This window comes from Enterococcus avium (assembly GCF_002891025.1).
Classification (GTDB): Bacteria; Bacillota; Bacilli; order Lactobacillales; family Enterococcaceae; genus Enterococcus_A; species Enterococcus_A avium.
Genome location: NZ_NBSL01000002.1, coordinates 507,790 through 527,908 on the forward strand (window position 1 = coordinate 507,790; position 20,119 = coordinate 527,908).

The 20,119-nt window shown below is 33.3% G+C and carries 18 protein-coding genes; all 18 read left to right on the forward strand.

All coding sequences use genetic code 11. From position 1 onward, the window contains the following. The first annotated feature begins 759 nt into the window (after positions 1-759). The 18 genes from AUF14_RS02585 (at position 760) to AUF14_RS02670 (ending at position 20,094) form a co-directional block, all read left to right on the forward strand. Complete coding sequence (locus AUF14_RS02585; protein WP_016180594.1) at positions 760-2,151, forward strand: sugar transferase; 1,392 nt, start codon at positions 760-762, stop codon at positions 2,149-2,151. 13 nt (positions 2,152-2,164) lie between these two features. Then, positions 2,165-2,989, forward strand: a complete 825-nt coding sequence (locus AUF14_RS02590) for a glycosyltransferase (RefSeq protein WP_016180595.1) — start codon at positions 2,165-2,167, stop codon at positions 2,987-2,989. Further along, positions 2,967-3,956 carry a glycosyltransferase family 2 protein gene (locus AUF14_RS02595; protein ID WP_016180596.1) on the forward strand — a complete coding sequence of 330 codons (990 nt, stop codon included), beginning with the start codon at positions 2,967-2,969 and terminating at the stop codon, positions 3,954-3,956. Before AUF14_RS02590 ends, AUF14_RS02595 begins: the two co-directional genes overlap by 23 nt. A 17-nt stretch (positions 3,957-3,973) precedes the next feature. Beyond that, a complete protein-coding gene (locus AUF14_RS02600) occupies positions 3,974-4,675 on the forward strand; it encodes an IspD/TarI family cytidylyltransferase (RefSeq protein ID WP_016180597.1) in 702 nt (233 codons plus the stop codon). A 14-nt stretch (positions 4,676-4,689) separates the two neighbouring features. After that, positions 4,690-5,745, forward strand: a complete 1,056-nt coding sequence (locus AUF14_RS02605; protein ID WP_049220489.1) for an NAD-dependent epimerase/dehydratase family protein — start codon at positions 4,690-4,692, stop codon at positions 5,743-5,745. Beyond that, positions 5,742-7,175, forward strand: coding sequence for an O-antigen ligase family protein (locus AUF14_RS02610; protein ID WP_049220487.1), 1,434 nt, complete (start codon positions 5,742-5,744; stop codon positions 7,173-7,175). The genes AUF14_RS02605 and AUF14_RS02610 overlap by 4 nt, the downstream gene beginning before the upstream one ends. Before the next feature lie 15 nt (positions 7,176-7,190). After that, on the forward strand, positions 7,191-8,387 hold the full coding sequence (locus AUF14_RS02615; RefSeq protein ID WP_049220485.1) for a CDP-glycerol glycerophosphotransferase family protein: 1,197 nt from the start codon (positions 7,191-7,193) through the stop codon (positions 8,385-8,387). Between the two features lie 28 nt (positions 8,388-8,415). Further along, entirely contained in the window at positions 8,416-9,282 is an 867-nt protein-coding gene (locus tag AUF14_RS02620) for a capsular polysaccharide synthesis protein (protein WP_049220483.1), read from the forward strand. Positions 9,283-9,297: 15 nt separating this feature from the next. Continuing rightward, positions 9,298-10,743: an oligosaccharide flippase family protein gene (locus tag AUF14_RS02625; RefSeq protein ID WP_016180602.1), complete on the forward strand. Its 1,446-nt coding sequence runs from the start codon at positions 9,298-9,300 to the stop codon at positions 10,741-10,743. A 12-nt stretch (positions 10,744-10,755) separates the two neighbouring features. Continuing rightward, on the forward strand, positions 10,756-11,709 hold the full coding sequence (locus AUF14_RS02630; protein WP_016180603.1) for an NAD-dependent epimerase/dehydratase family protein: 954 nt from the start codon (positions 10,756-10,758) through the stop codon (positions 11,707-11,709). 166 nt (positions 11,710-11,875) lie between these two features. After that, entirely contained in the window at positions 11,876-12,814 is a 939-nt protein-coding gene (locus tag AUF14_RS02635) for a glycosyltransferase family 2 protein (protein ID WP_049220481.1), read from the forward strand. A 145-nt stretch (positions 12,815-12,959) separates the two neighbouring features. Next, complete coding sequence (locus tag AUF14_RS22745) at positions 12,960-13,361, forward strand: hypothetical protein (protein ID WP_227656321.1); 402 nt, start codon at positions 12,960-12,962, stop codon at positions 13,359-13,361. A 115-nt stretch (positions 13,362-13,476) separates the two neighbouring features. Beyond that, positions 13,477-14,817: an ISL3 family transposase gene (locus AUF14_RS02645; RefSeq protein WP_102865870.1), complete on the forward strand. Its 1,341-nt coding sequence runs from the start codon at positions 13,477-13,479 to the stop codon at positions 14,815-14,817. Positions 14,818-14,945: 128 nt separating this feature from the next. Then, positions 14,946-15,695 (forward strand): hypothetical protein, encoded by a 750-nt coding sequence (locus AUF14_RS02650; RefSeq protein WP_227656322.1) that lies wholly within the window; start codon positions 14,946-14,948, stop codon positions 15,693-15,695. Positions 15,696-16,457: 762 nt separating this feature from the next. Further along, entirely contained in the window at positions 16,458-17,600 is a 1,143-nt protein-coding gene (gene mltG / locus AUF14_RS02655; protein WP_049218888.1) for an endolytic transglycosylase MltG, read from the forward strand. 95 nt (positions 17,601-17,695) lie between these two features. Further along, positions 17,696-18,175: a transcription elongation factor GreA gene (greA, locus tag AUF14_RS02660; protein WP_049218879.1), complete on the forward strand. Its 480-nt coding sequence runs from the start codon at positions 17,696-17,698 to the stop codon at positions 18,173-18,175. Between the two features lie 132 nt (positions 18,176-18,307). Next, positions 18,308-19,030 (forward strand): cell wall-active antibiotics response protein LiaF, encoded by a 723-nt coding sequence (liaF, locus tag AUF14_RS02665; RefSeq protein ID WP_016180610.1) that lies wholly within the window; start codon positions 18,308-18,310, stop codon positions 19,028-19,030. Next, positions 19,027-20,094: a sensor histidine kinase gene (locus tag AUF14_RS02670; RefSeq protein WP_049218881.1), complete on the forward strand. Its 1,068-nt coding sequence runs from the start codon at positions 19,027-19,029 to the stop codon at positions 20,092-20,094. Before liaF ends, AUF14_RS02670 begins: the two co-directional genes overlap by 4 nt. The last annotated feature ends 25 nt before the right edge of the window (positions 20,095-20,119 follow it).

The following is a 20,119-nucleotide window of genomic DNA, read 5'->3' on the forward strand; positions in this document are numbered from 1 at the left end:
AGAATGGTGGACTAATGCAGTTTTTTGTTTCCCATTAGGGGTTGTGTGGGGAGCAAAAGAAGGAGAAATGACCAACTTTCTATTTAAACGTTATCGAGTAACAATCGGGGCTGTAGCAGTACTATTTAGTTTATTTTTTTATATTGATGAAGTTTTTTATCATCCAATTATACGGTCGCTTTCTGTTCTTTTCTTTGTTGTATTAATTATAATTTGTAGCTATAAAGTAACCTTCAAAAGCCCGATCTTTCATTGCTAAAACCCTTCTCTTTTGAGTTGTATTTATATCAAGGGCTATTTATTCCATTGCTTCGTAGCAAAATATTTTTTATAGGAAATCGGTTACTATACGTATGTTCAGTTATTATGGCTACAGCTTTGTTGGCGTATTTAATGTATTTCATCGCTTCCTCTATAAGAAATACAATTGAAAAAAAAGAAAATCATTTATTTAGAGCCCCGTACAAAGACTAACAATCTATAATCATTACAGATTTTCTGAATGTAGTCTTATAACATATTAAACTTTAAAGAATACTTCGTCAACAAACCCTAACAATTGTTGAATTGTCATACAAATTCTTGTTTTATAAAAGGAGAAGTGAATAATTTTATCACTTTAGGTCAGGCGATCAAATTGGTGAATTTGACCGCTTTTTGTTCTTTGCTTTTTTATTACTTTTCATATGAACGCTACTTTTTTTTGAACGTGTATGGTAAGATGTGTAATGGATTATTTTGTGGATTAGGAGTGTTTGTATGAATAAAAATGGTGAATGGAGCGCTGCCCGTCGATTTTTTATTATCATGATGGATGTAGTTGTTTACAATTTTTCCATCTATTTTAGTTTTTGGCTGAAATTTAATGGAACCATTCCAGAAAGAAACTTTCAAACGTTTGAAAGTTCCGCATTATTTATTTCGATTTTCTTTATTTTATTAAATGTACTACTAGGAAGCTATGTTTTTTATAATCGAATCGTTAGCGATATTATCTTTGTGACGGTTATTGGTCAATTTTTGATGTCGCTAGGAATTATGATCATTACCTTCGCTGGACGTTGGTTTGCTTTTCCTAGAACTGTTATCTTAATTTCATTCTTGATGGGAACTATACTACTAATTATTTATCGTACAATCATTTATAAAGCATATATGAAACTGAGCTCAGATAAAATTGTCACTATTCTCGGATTTGAACAAGATGTCGCTCCTGCGATTCAAAACTTCAGCTCACAAAAAAATAATAAACATAAGGTTCAATCAGTTGTGTTAGACCATTTCTATGAAAATTTGAGAGGAATTATTGATGATGTAGATATTGTTTATTTAGCCTCTGAGATTGACGAGGCTGAAAAAATTAAGGTCTATCAACTTGTTACAAAGGAAGAGAAGAAGCTATTTCTAAATACAACATTTGAGAATCTCGTAACGATCAATCCTAACATTATGAATTTTGAAGATGAAAGCATAATTGAATCATCAGGTTTTAGAATTCCTTCTGAAGATGCGATGTTTAAACGTCTTTTTGATATTGTTGTTTCTTTGATCCTATTAGTTATTTCCTCTCCTTTTATGTTGATAACTGCAGTACTAGTAAAAGTAACCTCACCAGGACCGATCATATATAAGCAGATTCGAATTACACAAGATCAGAAAGAATTTCCGATATATAAATTCCGTTCAATGAGTGCCACTGCAGAATCTAAATCGGGTCCCGTTTTAGCAAAAAGTAACGATGCTCGTGTGACACCAGTGGGTAAGTTTATACGTGCTGTTCGCTTTGATGAGTTACCTCAACTAATTAATGTATTAAAAGGTGACATGTCTATTATTGGGCCTCGTCCTGAACGACCGTTCTTTGTTGAGCAGTTTAATGATGAAAATCCATACTATTACTTGAGACATAATGTTCGTGCTGGAATTACAGGTTATGCCCAAGTTTATGGGAAATATGCATCCGACTATAATAGTAAGTTAAAATTTGATTTGTTGTATATTAAGAAGTATTCTTTCATGTTAGATTTGAAAATATTACTTCAAACAATCAAGATTCTATTTGATAAAGTATCTTCTCAAGGTTTAGAAGAAGATGAAATTTGTACATCATTAGATAAAATGAATTTCCCAAAAGATAAAATTTTTGAATAAAGGAGTGTTCTTTTTGCAAAGCGCTGATGTTAGTTTACTGATGTCTGTATATATAAAGGAAAATCCTGAATATTTTAGGCAGTCATTGAAAAGTGCTCTTGGACAAACCGTTAAAGCAAAAGAAATTGTTTTGATTTTAGATGGACCGATTACTACTGAGTTACAAGAGGTAATCATTGATTTTAAAAAAGACAATTTAGAAGTTTTAAAAGTTGTTCCTTTAGATAATAATGTTGGATTAGGTAAGGCTTTAGCGATTGGTGTAGAGGTTTGTAAATATGATTTGGTTGCTAGAATGGATACTGACGATATCATGCTTCCATCAAGAATTGAAAAACAGTACTCAGAATTTACTAAGGATCCTAATCTAACAATAGTTGGCTCCAATATAGATGAATTTTATGATTCACCTAAAAGTATTGTTGGCAGAAGAATCGTTCCAGAAACTAATAGAGAGATTCGAGAATTTTCAAAAAAACGTAATCCCTTTAATCATATGACAGTTATGTTTAAAAAGAAGGCTGTTTTGGATGTTGGAAATTATCAGCCAATGATGGGATTTGAGGACTATTACCTTTGGGTAAGATTATTAAAAGCTGGGTATAAAGGTAAAAATATTCAAGAGTCGCTTGTTTATGCTAGAACAGGCGAGGGAATGTATGCTCGGCGGGGTGGAAAAAAATATTTTATCGATGGACTAAAAGGTCGGAAAGCTATCTATCATGTTGGGTTGGGATCTATCTCAGATTTTTTAGTATCTTGTTCTGCACATATCGTAGTGAGCCTTTTACCCAATAAAATCAGAGGTCAAATATATGAAAGAAAACTTCGAAGGTAAGATTAAACTTTCTATAGTGATTCCAGTTTACAACGTTGAAGATACTATAGAGAGAGCTGTTGAGAGTATATTCTTAAACGATTTTAAAAATATAGAGGTATTGTTAATCGACGATGGCTCAACTGACAATAGCGGATTAATTTGTGATGAATTGTCAAAAAAGTTGGATAAAGTTTATTGTTATCATAAAGATAATGGCGGCTTATCCTCTGCAAGAAACTATGGGTTAAAGAGAATTAGTGGTGAACTTATAGCCTTTTTAGATAGCGATGACTATTTTCTACCAGGATGTATAGATAAAGTTATAGATGATTTTAAAAATAATAATCCTGAGATTGTTTGTTTTGGATTGAAGAAAGGGAAAACTGAAGAAGATGCAATTGAGTTAATCAGCAGTAGGAAAATAGGCAGTAGTAACTCTGAAGCAGTTGAATTACTTTTTAAAAGTAAAGCAATTGATTTTTATGCATGGAACAAAGTTTTTAAAAAGGAAATTTTTAATAATATTGAATTTCCTGAAGGTAAACTGTATGAAGATATGGTACCAATTTATCATGCTTTTAAAGCTGCTCATACTATTGATATTCTAGATTTTGCAGGGATTTTCTATTTTCAAAACGGTGATAGCATTGTTTATCAGGATTTTAATCCTAAACAGTATGATAATATCATACAAAGAAAAATTCTTCTAAATGATGTAAAAAAGGATTTTCCAGAATTTTTAAATCTAGCCATAGCTAGATTGGTAGATGGGTACTTATCTACAGGTTTTAAAATAGGAAATTCTAAAAGAGATAATCTTGACAGAAAAAAATATTACAACACATCAAAAGTGGAGATTAAAGAAATACTAAAAAAAGTCAAAGGTAATAAAGAGGTTTCTTTTGCCAAAAGGGTCGCCTTATACTTATATCTTACTAATTCGGGCTTATACTCAGTTTTATATAAGAAAATTTTAAGAAAATAATAGGAGCTGAACTGATTATGATAACTGCAGTGATCATTGCTGGTGGAGTGGGCAAACGAATGGGTCAATCCATCCCTAAACAATTCATTATGATAAATAATAAACCAATCATCATATATACTCTGGAATCATTTGAACACCATCCATTAGTAGACAGGATTTTAGTTGTTTGTAAATCTGGTTGGGAAGAAACTCTAAAAGGATACATAAAGGAATTTGGACTTAAAAAGATTGAATGGATTATTGAAGGCGGAAAAATTGGTCAGGAGTCTATTAATAAAGGTGTTCAGTTTTTGAAAGACTATTCTGAAGATGATGACACAATTATTATACACGATGGTATACGACCTTTGGTAGATGAAATAGTATTATCTGATGTAATTGTTAAATGTCAGGAAAATGGGAATGCGGTTACTTCTTTACCCTACAATGAACAAATCTTTATCAAGGATACTGAAGAAACTACTACATCATATATCGATAGAAATACTATTAGAAGAGTATCAACACCACAGGCTTATAAATATGATAAATTACTAGAATCATATAACAGAGCGGTGGAAGAAAAAATTGGTATGACCGATTCTTCTTACACAAATACTATGATGGTAGAATTAGGTGAAACTCTGTATTTTGCTGCGGGATCAGATAAAAATATTAAACTGACTACAACTGATGATCTAGAGCTATTTAAAGCTTATCTTAAAATGAATGATTAGGGGATGAAAGAATTTTGCTTCAATCCAATAGTATATATATGGATGATATTCTAACTGTTTCAAAAGATTTAGCTAGTTTAAACATTAAAAATAAACGTTTTTTGATTTTGGGTGCAACCGGGTTAATCGGGCGCTTTTTTATTGATGTATTAATGTACGGAAATAAGCTATACGGATTACAAAACACTATAATAGGTGTTGGAAGAAATAGAAATAAGCTATTAAAGCTTTTTCCTGATTATACTGATGATGCTTTTTTTGATGTAATCGAATTTGATATCAATAAGAGACTGCCTAGTGATTTATCATGTGATTACATATTGCAAGCGGCTAGTAATACTCACCCTAAGGCATATGCCACCGATCCCATTGGTACAATAACGACGAATATTATTGGCACTCAAAATATTTTAGAATTTGCGCGAGAGAAAAAGGTTGAAAGAACAATTTTCTTTTCTAGTGTTGAAATTTATGGGGAGAATAGGCAAGATGTCAAATACTTTGACGAAAGTTATATGGGATACATTGATTGCAATACTTTAAGAGCAGGATATAGCGAATCTAAAAGGACTAGCGAAGCCTTATGTCAAGCGTATATTTCCAAATATAATCTTGATATCGTCATTGCTAGGATAAGTCGCGTATTTGGGCCTACGGTTGACCTAAGGGATTCTAAAGCTTCTACACAGTTTATTCTTAATGGAGCCAATAATCAGGATGTAATTCTAAAAAGCAAAGGAGATCAACTGTTTTCTTATAGCTACGTAGGGGATGTTGTTTCTGCGCTATTAACATTAATAAAGAAGGGCACAAAAGGCGAAGCATACAACATAAAGGGGCTAGATAGCGATGTAACCCTTAGTGAGTTTGCTGAAAGTATTGCTAGTTATTCTAGTAAAAAGGTTATATTTGAATTGCCAGATGAGATCGAAAAAAAAGGTTTCTCAACAGCTAATGTGGCATTGTTGGATGATAAAAAAATAAAAAGTCTTGGTTGGACACCGAAATTTAATTTTAAGGAATCCTTAGAGAAGACAATTGAGATACTGAAAAAGGAGCTTTTTTCATGATTGCAGATACAAAAATCAATTCATACCTTGAGCGTTTTCGTTCTTTTTATGTACTTTATTTTGGAACGATATTAATTTTTAAAGAATTTGGACCGTATGACTTTATACCCAAAATTTTGAACACAATTTTGGTGGTACCTGCTGGTCTAGTCGGAGCGCTCTTCATTCTGTATGATTTGCTACAAATGATTAAATTAAAAAAGTTTTCTTATAACATTCCTCTTTTTGTATTTTTAATTGTTATGGGGATTTCTAGTTTATTAAACTATCATTATGGTCTTGGATCTAATATCAAGCTCTTGTTAAATGAGGGGATTTATTTACTTGTAATATATGAGTTTAGTCATAATAGAAATCATTCCGAACGAACAATAGAAATCTTTGCTAAGACTCTGATTACAATTTGGTTTGTATTTGTAACTATCTCAAACGTGATGTTTGTTTTTCAAATGCAGCATAGTGTTAAATTGCCAAATAGATTTCATCCATTAAGACTTGGGTTTCTTGAAAATAGATTATTTGGTGTTTTTTCTGATCCAAACTTTGCTTCAACTGTATGTTTGATTTCAATAATTTTTTCTTGTATGTTTTTATTCCAAAAGCAGATAAAAAATCAAATATTACGTGTTTTTCTTTATGTTAATTGTTTTTTTTGTTTAAGCTTCATTCTCCTATCGGGCTCTAGAACAGGATTAATAGAAACTTTAGCAATTGTTTTTCTTGCTGGCTTTACTTTAGTGAACCAATATCTACTTAAAAAAGGAAAATCTGTATCTCTTAGCATATTAATGAGTGTGGTTATTAACGCAATGATAACTGGAATTGTTTTTCTTGTCTTGAATTTATTAAAAAATGGACTAACTCTTATCCCTGACTTTGTTGAAAGTCTAAAAATAAAAGCTGGAAATAATAATATGGAAATCCAAGGAAATCAAAAACCAGTTAAATTGACAAGAAATGATGTAACAGATTCTAATGATTTATCTAATGGGAGATTTGGCATTTGGAAAGCCGGTTTTCTGATGTTTAAGCAGAATTTTCTATTTGGTGTTGGTCCGTCACGTGAAGGTATTGTTAGTTATGCTAAAGCTTTCTTACCTGAAACTTATGTTGCAAAAACAGGATTATCTCTGCACAGTTTTGTTGTTCATACACTTGCTGGAACTGGAATCATTGGATTTATCACTTTCTTCTCATTTTATTTAAGTAAAGCACTTTTAGCAATAAAGTCTGTTTTTCTAGATAAAAATTTATATAAAACAGTTTATTTCTATAATATTCTAATTATTGCAGCAATCAGTATTAATGCAGTTTTATCTTCAGAGATTATTCTAGTTAATAAAATTGGAGCCTTCATTTTTTGGCTATTGTTAGGTCAGTTAGTATATCATTATTTTCCTGAAAAAAAATCTAGACATAGTGTTGCTTAAGAAAGAAGTGTTTTTTTGAGATCAAAATTAAAAATAGTAAGAGTAGTTTTTCTTAGAATTATTGATTATTCTTTGTTCTATTTATGCTACCCACTTCTTTTCTTTTTTCCTGTAAAAAAGAATAAAATAGTTGTCTCAAATTTTTGGGGAAAGGCGTACGGAGAGAATCCCAAATACATTGTTGATTATTTATTAAAAAATTATTCTAATTTAGATATAGTTTGGCTTTGTAAACCAGATATTATACTTAATAAGCATAGTGAATTTCCAAATGAAATTCGTTTAGTAAAAAATAATTCCTTTAGAGCTTTGTTGGAATTACATACTGCAAAAATTTGGATCGATAATTGTCGAAAAAACTTTCACCCAAGAAAACGTAAAGATCAATTCTATCTCCAGACTTGGCATGCAGGGTTTGGACTAAAGCGGATTGAACATGATATCGAACAATTCCTTAGCAAAAGATATGTGCGTGTGGCGAAAAAAGATTCTCAAATGTGTGATCTATTAGTATTTGAACATTCAAACTTATTTAAAAATTTACATTATACTTTTTGGTACTCAGGAGAGTTTTACAGAAATGGTATACCGAAGAACGATATTATAGTAAAGAATGATACTTCAACAATTGAAAAAGTATACATGCATTATCGAATAGAAAAGAATAAAAAAATTTTGCTTTATGCTCCGACTTTTAGAGAAGATGGTAGTCTTGAGATTAATATAGAAAGTCTTAAAAAATTGAAGCAGAGCTTTGAGTCTAAATTTAATTTTGAGATAGTCATACTATTGAGACTACATCCTAATGATATATTGAGGCATGCAACCTTAATTCATGAATTAACAAGTGTTGATTATATAATAGATGCTAATGATTACCCTGATACTCAAGAATTACTCTGTGCATTAGAGATATTAATTACGGATTATTCATCTATTTTTGGAGAAATGTTGATTTCTAAAAAGAAATGCTTTTTATACGCTTATGATTATGACAGTTATATGAAAAATCGGGGTTTAGTATTGGATTTAAATGATTTACCATTTCCAGTTTCAAAGAGCCTGAATCAACTTATAAGTCAAATAGAAAAATTTGACGAATTTGTTTACTATACTTCAATTGAAAATTTTAATAAGGATTATGGGGTCTTTGAGTCAGGTGAGGCTAGCAAAGAACTTGGCGATCGAATTATCAGTGAAATAGGTAATTAAAATTTTTATGTAGGTAGGTTTAAATTTAATGGAATTAGCAAGACTAATTGAGAAGATGTATCTTGGGGCAACAGTGTATCGACCAAGATTTAAATATTCTAAATCTTTGGATGCAGATAGGCGAGCATTTAATGCATACAAATATTTAAATAAAAAATACAAGCCACAATACAAAAAAGATGAAATGAACACTAGCAATTATATTTGGGTTTGTTGGTTACAGGGATTTGAACAATCTCCAGAAATAGTCCGTGCTTGCTTGCGTTCTGTTAAGGAGAATTGCAAAGGAAGAGAGATTGTTTTTTTAAATGAAAAAAATCTTAATGATTTTATCACATTACCTGATTATATTATTACCAAATGGAAGCGAGGAATTATTTCTAATGCGCAGTTTTCTGATATTGTTCGCGCGGATCTATTAGCTAATTTTGGGGGTATCTGGATTGATGCGACAGTTTTCTTGACTGGCCCTTTAGAAAAATATATCATTGACGCGGATTTGTTTGCATTCAGAACGACTTTTAATGATAATAAAGATGCTCCGATTTTAATTTCAAGTTGGTTCTTATCTTCAAAAAGAAATAATCCTATTATCACTGAGACTAGAAGGTTGATGTTAGAGTATTGGAAAGACCATAATGTTTTGGTCAACTATTATCTTTTTCACCTTTTCTTTAGCATGGTTGCTAGAAGCTTTTCAAATGAGTGGAAAAATGTACCTCAACAAACCAATGGAAATTCTCACCTCCTACAATTTCGTTTAAATGAAAAGTACAAAGAGGAAGAGTTCTTGCATTTATGTAAGTTGACCAATATTCACAAATTGACCTATAAAGATGTTCATTACGAGCCTGAAACGGTTGGTAAATTTCTTATAAAGCGGTCTAAGATTTAAGAGAGGAAGAACAGCATGAAAAATATTGCCAAAAACTTTTTCTCGAATGCATTTTATCAAGTATTTTCAATCATTTTTCCTTTGTTAACGATGCCGTATATTGCTAGGATCTTAGGTGCGGAAAAGATTGGTATCTATAATTATACTTATTCAATTGCAATTTACTTTGCATTAGTTGTTAAACTAGGGGTAGATCATTATGGGAATCGTTCTATTGCCAAAGTTGGAGAAAATGTTGAAAGACGTAGTATACTTTTTTTCGAAATCTTCGGAATACAATTATTTAGTGGTATTGTTTGCATACTTTTGTATCTGATTTACGTATTTAATTTTGCTCGACAATATCAAGATATTGCTTTATTGCAGGTATTTCTTATTGTGAGCTATATGCTAGATATTAATTGGTTTTTCTATGGAATACAGCAATTTAATATCGTTATTGTTAGAAATATTTTAGTTAAGTTATCAACTTTGATTTTTATTTTCCTTCTTGTTAAAAATAAAAATGATCTTTGGTTGTACACACTAATCATGAATGGTAGTGCGATTGCAGGATTTTTAATCACTTGGTTTCAAGTTAAAAACTACATTTTTTATAAAAAAATCAAGTTATCAGAAGTGACTAAGCACTTTAAACCCTCGGCAATTCTATTTATACCTATTGTTTCTGCAACTATTTATACTAGTTTTACCTCAGTATTTTTAGGAAATTTGAGCAGTATAAAAGATGTTGGCTTTTACAATGCTGGAAGTCAAGTTTTATCAATGCCTAAAGGAATAATAGCTGCATTAGGTACTGTAATGTTGCCACAAATGTCTGCTATTTATGAGAAGAAGGATGCGAAAGCAGAAGCAACTAGATACCTTAATTACTCTGTAATTTTTGCTTTATTTCTTTCCATAGCATTTGCCTTTGGTATATTGGGAGTTTCAAAAGATTTTGTACCATTATTCTACGGGAAAGATTTTAATGCAAGTATCTTAGTGTTAAATGGACTAGCCCTATATCTCCCTTTCTACGCTCTTGGCAATGTTATCAGAACACAATATTTGATCCCACAATCTAAAGATAAACCATTCGTGATATCTGTATTGCTTGGAGCTTTGACTAGTATTATTGTTAACTTGTTGTTAGTTAAACCATTTGGATTGCTTGGTGCGACTATCGCAACTTTTCTATCTGAAAGTGTCCTTGCAATTTATCAAATTTTGGCTGCTCGAAAAGAAATAGCTTTCAAGGTGTTTTTAAGTCCATTTATCGTGTTTTTTATATCTGGTATAATAATGATGGTTGTTCTTGATATTTTACCGCTGGCTGGGTTATCAATATTCGTTAGGCTTTTATTAAAAATAGGGATTGGTGTTGTTCTCTATTTAATAATAACTTTATTCTATTTTAGATATTCGAATAATGAAGTTATACGGAGCACTAGAGAATGGATCATGAAGAGAGTTAAGTAAGGAGTAGAAGGTATGTCATATAAATATTTAATCACTGGTGGTGCAGGTTTCATTGGATCTACATTGGCAAATTATCTATCCAAAGAAAATTCAGTAATTGTGATTGACGATTTATCTATGGGAAAAGAAGAAAACTTGATCAAAAGTTCGAAACTCCAATTTATTAATGGCTCTGTTACTGATAGTGAGTTGATGAATGATATTCTATCAAACAATACTTTCGATTACGTTTTTCATCTAGCTGCGATAGCGAGTGTGGCTGATTCTGTTGAACGCCCGGTTGAAACGCATCAAGTTAATTTCGAGAGTGTTTTGATGTTGTTAGAACTAATAAGAAAATATCAAAAGGACTTGAAGCGATTAGTCTTTAGCTCTTCAGCTGCGGTATATGGAGATGAGCCTACTCTTCCCAAAAAAGAGGAGTCGGTTATTCGTCCATTGACTCCATATGCAGTCGATAAATTTGCAGCAGAGCAGTATGTGCTGGACTACAATCATCTTTATGGTGTTAAGACGAGTGCGGTGCGCTTCTTTAATGTGTATGGGCCGAATCAGAATCCAGAATCTCCTTATAGTGGAGTGATTTCAATCTTAGTTGATCGCTATAAGAAAATTCAAAAGGGTGAGGATACGCAGTTCATATTGTTTGGAGAGGGTTCGCAATCTCGAGATTTTGTGTTCATTGAAGATGTAGTCCAAGCATTGTTACTTGTGGCAAAAAAGGAAGAGTCTTTAGGTAAACAATTCAATGTTGGGACAGGAATTGCGACTACATTAAATGGATTGATTGAGATTATAGATAGAACATTAGGATTCAAACTGCCACTAGAACATGAGGCTGAAAGGGATGGCGATATTAAAGAATCAGTTGCTGATATCTCTAGACTAAAGAGTTTAGGTTTTACACCTAGTTTTAGTGTTCGAGAAGGCATGAAAAAATATTTAGTTTCAGAAGAATTGATATAGTCAAAAACGTTAACTTGGAAAGAGACTTTGGATTTCAAGTTAACGTTTTTTTTTAAAGGATTTAATTGAAAAAAATACCATTTCAAAATATTTTTATAAGGTATAGAAATATTTCATAAACTCTTGTATTCTATTGTTAGTGTTTATTTTAAGGAGAATAGTAAAAATGGAAGAAAAAATAGCGATACTGCTTCCGTGTTATAACGAAGCTTTGACAATTAAGAAAGTAATCAATGATTTTCAAAGAGAATTACCCAAAGCAGATATTTACGTTTATGATAACAATTCAACAGATGAAACTTATCAAATTGCGCTTGATGAAGGTGCAATTGTAAGAAAAGAACCAAGACAGGGAAAAGGGAATGTGATCCGTCAAATGTTTTTTGATATCGAAGCTGATTATTATTTAATGGTGGATGGAGATGATACTTATCCAGCAGAAGCTTGTCACGATTTATTACATGCCTTAAAGGAAAAACGGGCTGACATGGTTATTGGGGATAGGTTGTCAAATGGAACATACTTTAACGAAAATAAAAGAGCTTTCCATGATTTTGGGAATAACTTGGTTAAGAATTCAATTAATTGGCTTTACAAAGCTAATATCAAAGATGTGATGACGGGTTATAGAGGTTTTAACAGATTGTTCGTCAAAAGTTTTCCTGTAATGAGTAGTGGATTTCAAATTGAGACTGAGTTTACGATTCATGCTTTAGATAAAAGATTTAAGTTGGTTGAAATACCCATCGATTATCGAGACCGTCCAGAAGGTAGTGAATCAAAGTTAGACACTTTTTCTGATGGAACCAAAGTATTAATGACTATTTTTAAAATGTGTAAAGACTATAAGCCACTTTTCTTTTTTACAATGTGGTTTGCGTTATTTTTTATTTTAGGATTATTAGTGGGAATACCAGTAATCAGTGAATATGTTCGAACAGGTTTCATTGACAAGATACCTTCAGCAATTTTAGCAACGGGTTTAATGACTTTTTCAATGTTATTACTTGTTACAGGATTTATCTTAGATACGGTAGTAACAGATAATAAAAAGAATTATGAGTTGAATTTATATGGAATTTACGACAAAGCAAATGAAAAATAATGTCATTTGCTTTATGTTTTTGTTTTTTAGATAAATTTCTTATTCGAGCTATTGTAAATGAACTTATTAATTTATAAATACTTTTAGCAAATAATTTTTTTAGAGGTGGGAAATGTTAAGGAGATCATTTAGATTCTTTTTAGTGATGATAATAGTATATGTTTCTCTATTATCTTTTGCATATAGTTTTTCAAATGAGAACATAAAGACAAATCAGGCTGAATCTCTTTCTATCTTGGAGAATGAAGGGGATTATCCATCTCTGAGTAAACCAGACTTGAAAGGCTCTCAATTAGATAATTTCACTGATAAACTAATGATAGATAGAACGAAAAAAAATGTTGAGAATCCTTTGAAGGCTGCAATGTCGATAAATAATTATTCAAGGTATTGGCATGGATATCAAATATTTTTGAGGCCGCTACTTATTTTTATTAATTATGGTAGTATAAGACAACTTTATGGGATTGTTATTATGTTATTGTTGGGATTAAATATTGTATTAATGGTAAAAAAGCGAGATTCTTTTTGGCTCTATAATATCTAGTGTTGGTGACGCCTTCTGTTGCCAATACTTTTTCTTTTTTCTAATAAACGCAAACAGACACCTTGAAATCCTTTAGAATAAAGTCGACGAAAACCATTCAAAGGAGTGTTTCAAGATGTCCTATTCAGAGTTTACCAAAGAGTTACTAGATATTCTAGACCTAAATCTTATCTTTCATGAAGATGCCTTTCGCAAAGAGCGAATCAATGACGAAACATGTTTTGTTTTTGATGGCACATTGACCTATCAACCAGAGGAATGCTTCCATTGTCACTATCAAAATAAGCAAACGATCATTAAATGGGGCTGGAAAAAAGTATCCATCTTATTGAATGATGTCAGTAACTACAAGACCATTCTGCGGATTAACAAACAGCGCTTCAAATGTAAACACTGTGGAAAGACTTTTTTAGCAGAAGATTCAGTTAGTGATCGTCGCTGCTCCATCGCCCGCAGATTCAAACAAGCCATTCTTGAGCTATTAAGTGAGCCTATTTCTATGTCTTTGATTGCACGTATGAAGCACATTTCTCCGACCACTGTCATTCGAATACTTCGCAGCCTTCGGCCTAAAACCGTTTCTTTGAACCAGCCGTTACCAGAAGTGGTGTGTTTCGATGAATTCAAATCGGTGAAAAACGTCTCGGGAGCCATGAGCTTTGTCATGATGGACGGCAAGACCCATCAACTGATTGATATTGTGGAAAATCGGCAACTCAATCCTTTACGCGACTATTTCTTGCGCTACCCTAGAAAAGTCCGTGAACAAGTGCGTCTAGTGGTTTCAGATTTCTATACACCTTATCGCACATTGGTGAAAGAGTGTTTTCCGAATGCCCGAATCGTCGCCGATCGCTTTCATATTAGCCAACACATTGGTCGGGCTTTTACCAACCACCGAATTCAAGTAATGAAGACCTTTAAAAAAGGGGATCGTCGGTCGAAGCACTTAAAGAAATACTGGAGACTACTTCAAAAGAATGCGTGGGAATTGAAAGGTCAGCATCGCTACTGGCGTCCGTCATTTCGAGATCATCTGACAGAAGCAGAGATAGTCGATCGGCTATTATCTTATGATGATTCCTTAAAGCGAGGCTACGAAGTCTACCAGGATTTTCTTTCCGTTATCAGAAGACAAGATGTTCCTGAATTCGTCGCGCTCCTAAAAGAAGACTACAAGGAGTTGCCAGAGCACTACCAACCAGTGTTCACGACCTTCAAGAAATACCAAACAGAAATCAAACGAGCGTTGCGCGTTCCCTATTCCAACGGCCCTATAGAATGTTTGAATAACCATATCAAAGTACTAAAACGAATTGCCTATGGCTTTAGAAACTTTCAAAACTACCGAGAACGAATCTTTTTATATCGAGGAAAATATTTTAAGAAAACTAAGAATACTACCCAACTGACTAAAGCCAGAACAACAACACGGCTAGTCAAGATAGCTGTCTAGCCGTGTGAGTATCTCGATTATTCTATTGAATTTCTTCACCAACACTCATTGACGAAGAGCCTTCTTTTTTTGCATTATCATTTTTTTTAAGTTTCTATTTTGTTAGATTTTATTCATTCTTTCTTAGTATGCAATTTTCAAATGTATTTATTGTTATGCTGGCTTTCAATCTATTCATCTTAACAAGAAATGATGCTGATTTGAAAACAAATAATTACTATCTTGCTTTTTTTATTGTAGGGTCAATAACAAATTTTATAGATTTATTGACTGTACCCATGATAACTTTGGGTGTACCTTTGATAACTCTTCTTTATTCAAAAATTAAGTTATATCATTATAGGGAAAAATCTATTATTCAATTTTTTAAAGAAATCCTATTAACTATATTTTCTTGGGGGATGGGTTATGGATTTACCTGGATAAACAAATGGTTACTTGCTTCGGTAATTTTAAAAGAGAACACTATCAAGGTAGCTATAGATCAAGCGGTTTTTAGAACTGAAGGAAACAAAGCCTATCCTTTAGATAGAATAGACATGATAAAGAGTAACGCAGGCCTAATTTTAGATAAATTGAATTTTTTAGCATTAGTTCTTGCTGTTTTACTGGTTATTTTTTTAGTAATCTATAAAAAGAAAGTTATCAAAGGGAGAGTTAATCCGCAGAGTATCGTCTTATTATTTGTAAGTCCCTTTCCTTATATTTGGTATTTAGCGATGTCAAATCATTCGCAAATCCATTATTGGTTTACTTATAGATTACAAATAATTACAGTTTTTTCATTGTTTTCTTTTTTAGCCTATATTTCTAGCCAACTCTTTCCAATAGTAAAACTAAAGGATGATAATGCAAATGAAATTAATCAACTAAAATAATGTCTCGATGATTTTATGTATATTGTTAGCAATGTTTTAAGTATGGTTAATTGTAGTCAAAGAAGATTCTCTATATATTTCCTTAACTAAATAAATTTTACATTTCCCTCCTCTTTCATTTCATGTATAATGGTTTAAGTTATGACATGAAGTAAGGAGGAGTTGTTTTTGTCTGAGGATCAAAACCAACACTCGGAAGAAGGATCTTTTAAAGAGCAGATCATGCGGGCTTTAGAAGAAGGCCGAAAGAACCGCGAAGTAGAACCAACAAAAAAAGCGATTTCAATATCCGCTGGGCCTTCGAAAACAAAAAACGATACTAGTGATGATGACGATCTGGCTTCGTCCTATGAGCGTTTATTTGGCAATAGACAAAAGAAAGAATCAACTACTGCTGAGCGAAAGTCTAAGCCGATTGAAGAAGAGATAAAAAAAGAGGAACCTCTGAAGAAAGAAAAAGAATCAGAGGAAAAGGGTCCTATTGATAACTCTGAAGCAAAGTCTAAGATAAGAAAAGCGAGAAAGAAGTCTACAGCAGAGAAAACGAGTCCGATAAAAAAAGAGCAAACCAAAGAACCTTCAGTAATTCAAGAAAAGAAAGCAGAGTCTCGTCGTGACGAATCAAAACGAGCGGCTAAGACTGTCCCATCTAAGAAGAAAGAAAAGGCAGAGGGGATAAAACAGTCGAAGCATGATGAGCATGTTGAAGAAGAGCCATCAATTTTCCAACGTATTGGTGAGAAATTTGATGATCTTCGTAATATGGATGAAGACTTTGAAGGTGATTTAAGTGAGGAGAGCAACTTGAAACGAGCAGAACGTCGCAAAGAGGATCGAGTCGTCCGCAAAATTGTTTATATATTGACGGTTGGTATTTTGATCGTCGCAGGGATTTTAGCGATTTCGGGTTATAACTATGTTAGTGCTGGTTTGAAACCGCTGGATAAAAATGACAAAAAATTGGTTCAGGTAGAGGTGCCGAGCGGCTCATCGAACCGTCAAATCGGTGACATTTTAGAAGAAGGAGAAGTGATCCGAGATGGAATGGTTTTCAATTTCTACACGAAATTTAAAAACCTAACAAACTTCCAAGCGGGTTATTATCAATTTTCTCCTAATATGACATTGGACCAAATTAGTAAGGAGCTGCAGCAAGGCGGAAGTGCGGAGCCGTTAGATGATGCTTCAAAATTGACCGTTCCTGAAGGTTACGATGTTGATAAAATTGCTAGTTTAGTCGCGAAGAAAACAGACTTTAAGAAAGAAGATTTCATCAAAGTAATGAAAGATGATAAATTCTTTGATCAGCTGAAAGCACAGTATCCGGATCTATTGACGGATGCGAGTAACGCAAAGGATGTTCGTTATCGCTTAGAGGGCTACCTGTTCCCAGCGACTTATAATGTTCATAAAAATAGGAGTCTCGAAGATTTAGTAACTCAAATGGTAGATACAACGAATCAAATATTAACTCCTTATTATAGTCAAATTAAGGAAAAGGGATTAAATGTTCAAGAAGTTATGACATTGGCTTCATTGGTTGAAAAAGAAGGGGTCACTCAATCTGACCGCAAGAAAATCGCACAAGTCTTCTTTAATCGGATCGAAGCGCAAATGCCGTTGCAATCAGATATTTCTATTCTTTACGCTTTAGGAGAACATAAAGAAGTTGTCACGATTAAGGATACTGAGGTTGATTCGCCATATAACTTATATACGAATACCGGCTTTGGACCTGGGCCATTTGACAATCCAAGTCAAGAAGCGATCCTAGCTGTCCTCGATCCAACTGAGAATGATTACATTTATTTTGTTGCGGATATCTCAACAGGAAAAGTGTATTATGCTAAGACTTATGAAGAGCATATGGAATTGGTAGAAAAATATGTCAATAAAGAGAAATAAACAATTTACAATACAGTAATTACGTGGTAATCTTTTGTGGATTAAATCTATAAAGGATTACCTTTCGTAATTTTGTTGATTGAAGGAGAAGAAAAATGGTAGAAAAAACATATCCAATGACTCTAGAAGGAAAAGAAAAATTAGAGCAGGAATTAGAAGAACTAAAAACAGTTAAACGTGGAGAAATCATTGAGCGAATTAAAATTGCACGTAGCTTTGGTGATTTATCTGAAAACTCTGAGTATGAATCTGCTAAAGATGAACAAGCCTTTGTTGAAGGACGTATCAGTACTTTGGAAAATATGATTCGTTTCGCACAAATTATTGATAACGAGAATGTTGATTCTGATGAAATCTCAATCGGTAAGACAGTTACTTTTGTGGAATTGCCTGATGAAGAAGAGGAAGAATATACGATCGTCGGAAAAGCCGAAGCAGATCCGTTAACTGGAAAGATATCTAATGATTCACCGATCGCGCAGGCATTGATTGGTAAAAGTGTTGGGGATATCGTAACGATCGCAACTCCCGGTGGTAACATGGAAGTTAAGATCGTAGATGTCAAGCAAAACTAAGAATGGTTGAAAGAGGCGCTGGTCGCCTCTTTTCTTTTAGGGTTTAAAGAGGTTGCGACTTTAGACCGATAGTATTTAGACTTTAAAAAAAGTAGAATAAGGTATAAATAAAAAGTTGGGAGGAAAGACAAGATGAAAAGTCCATGGCGCTTTTTCATTGTAATTGAAGCCTTACTTGCAATTTTCTTATTATGGCAACTATCTTCAAATCCTGCGATGTTGATCATGCTGCTTTTTGGCACATTAAATATATACTGGGCATTGCGTAAACACCGTCGTCGAAAATTTCAATTAATCTTAGGTTCAGTAATTTTGATTATTTGTTTAGTGAATAGTCCTGCGACTTGGTTGATGTTGATTTTTGCAGTAATATTTCTTGGACTTAAGGGTTTCGAAATTGCGGGTATTTCAATGCCAAACCATTCTTTGAAGAATAAAAAAAGCATCGTAATGGTTGAAACAACAGATCCGACAGGACATAATGGTGAACGAAGGAAACAAAGCTGGATCGGAAATGATCGAATCGGAACACAAGTTTTTGAGTGGGATGATATTAATGTAGCAATCTTAGCTGGAGACACAATCGTTGACTTAGGGAATACATTGTTGCCTAAAGAAGATAGCATCGTAATTGTACGTAAAGGCTTTGGTCGAACACGAATTTTAGTTCCTTATGGTATTGGAATTCTTTTTGAGCACGCAACGCTTTATGGCAAGGTTGATTTTGATGAGGATACGCAAGTTCTCCGCAATGAAACAATCAAAATGTATAGCGAGGATTATGATGAGAGTCCTCGTAGATTGAAAATAGTGACCAATACATTGGTGGGAGATGTCGAGGTGATTCGTGTATGATGGGGAAATATTCTCGTTTACAAATTTCCCTTTATTCGGGTCTGATTTCTTTTTTACTGATTTTGACAACCCTCTTTCTGTATATGTATGCGATAGGGAAAAGGCAATTATTTGCTCAATTATTTGTTGCACGAATTTTTTACATTCCTTTATTTGTTCACATTATTGTCATTTCTTTGACGGTATGCGCAGCGGTCTATTTTCTCGTGACATTTTTAGAAAAGCGGCAATTGGGGAAAATAGAAGGAAAATTGCAAAACTTGGCTTCAGGTGACTATGAACAACCTTCTTTGGATGTAGCGATTTCACAAAATAAAGAGATGCTGTTAGTCGATCATGATATCAAACGAATTAAAGAAAAATTAGTGAGCATGTCACGGGAGCTGCAGCAGTTAAGCAGTCAGCCGCAGATGGTTGATGGTACGACAAGAGAAAAAATCTTAGAAGAAGAGCGTCATCGTTTAGCAAGGGAACTGCATGATTCAGTTTCTCAGCAGCTTTTTGCGGCAATGATGATGATGTCCGCCTTGAATGAACAATCCCAGCATTCTGAAGAATTGGAGCCTTATAAGAAGCAATTGGCGATGGTAGCCGATATTATTAATGCAGCGCAATCAGAAATGCGAGCATTGTTGCTTCATTTGCGCCCAATCAGTTTAGAAGGCAAAAGTTTGCGTCAAGGAATTGAGCAATTATTAAAGGAACTACAGACTAAAATTCAAATTCAGTTAAAATGGGATGTTCAGGATATTTGTGTTTCACCAAGTATTGAGGACCAACTATTTCGAGTAGTGCAGGAGTTATTGTCTAATACATTGCGTCATGCAAAGGCGAATGAATTAGAGGTTTATTTGAAAATCGTTGGTCAAAGTATTTTGCTGCGTGTAATTGATGATGGTGTCGGATTTGAAGCCAAAGATGAGCACGCTGGTAGTTATGGATTACGCAACATTCGTGAACGAATTGCAGGCGTTGGCGGGTCAACTAAAATAATTAGTTTTAAAGGTCAAGGAACAAGTATTGAAATTAAAGTTCCTGTTGTAGAGGACACTGAGCCTGCTTAACGGTATGCTAGACAGCATAGAATAA

What these genes read in the sequence shown, in the direction of transcription:
- AUF14_RS02595 (WP_016180596.1), top strand. Translation starts at nt 2,967, where the DNA reads ATGAAAGAAAACTTCGAAGGTAAGATTAAACTTTCTATAGTGATTCCA.
- AUF14_RS22745 (WP_227656321.1), top strand. Translation starts at nt 12,960, where the DNA reads ATGATAATAGTATATGTTTCTCTATTATCTTTTGCATATAGTTTTTCA.
- AUF14_RS02650 (WP_227656322.1), top strand. Translation starts at nt 14,946, where the DNA reads ATGCAATTTTCAAATGTATTTATTGTTATGCTGGCTTTCAATCTATTC.
- greA (WP_049218879.1), top strand. Translation starts at nt 17,696, where the DNA reads ATGGTAGAAAAAACATATCCAATGACTCTAGAAGGAAAAGAAAAATTA.
- AUF14_RS02600 (WP_016180597.1), top strand. Translation starts at nt 3,974, where the DNA reads ATGATAACTGCAGTGATCATTGCTGGTGGAGTGGGCAAACGAATGGGT.
- AUF14_RS02585 (WP_016180594.1), top strand. Translation starts at nt 760, where the DNA reads ATGAATAAAAATGGTGAATGGAGCGCTGCCCGTCGATTTTTTATTATC.
- AUF14_RS02625 (WP_016180602.1), top strand. Translation starts at nt 9,298, where the DNA reads ATGAAAAATATTGCCAAAAACTTTTTCTCGAATGCATTTTATCAAGTA.
- AUF14_RS02630 (WP_016180603.1), top strand. Translation starts at nt 10,756, where the DNA reads ATGTCATATAAATATTTAATCACTGGTGGTGCAGGTTTCATTGGATCT.
- mltG (WP_049218888.1), top strand. Translation starts at nt 16,458, where the DNA reads ATGGATGAAGACTTTGAAGGTGATTTAAGTGAGGAGAGCAACTTGAAA.
- AUF14_RS02620 (WP_049220483.1), top strand. Translation starts at nt 8,416, where the DNA reads ATGGAATTAGCAAGACTAATTGAGAAGATGTATCTTGGGGCAACAGTG.
- AUF14_RS02610 (WP_049220487.1), top strand. Translation starts at nt 5,742, where the DNA reads ATGATTGCAGATACAAAAATCAATTCATACCTTGAGCGTTTTCGTTCT.
- AUF14_RS02670 (WP_049218881.1), top strand. Translation starts at nt 19,027, where the DNA reads ATGATGGGGAAATATTCTCGTTTACAAATTTCCCTTTATTCGGGTCTG.
- liaF (WP_016180610.1), top strand. Translation starts at nt 18,308, where the DNA reads ATGAAAAGTCCATGGCGCTTTTTCATTGTAATTGAAGCCTTACTTGCA.
- AUF14_RS02635 (WP_049220481.1), top strand. Translation starts at nt 11,876, where the DNA reads ATGGAAGAAAAAATAGCGATACTGCTTCCGTGTTATAACGAAGCTTTG.
- AUF14_RS02645 (WP_102865870.1), top strand. Translation starts at nt 13,477, where the DNA reads ATGTCCTATTCAGAGTTTACCAAAGAGTTACTAGATATTCTAGACCTA.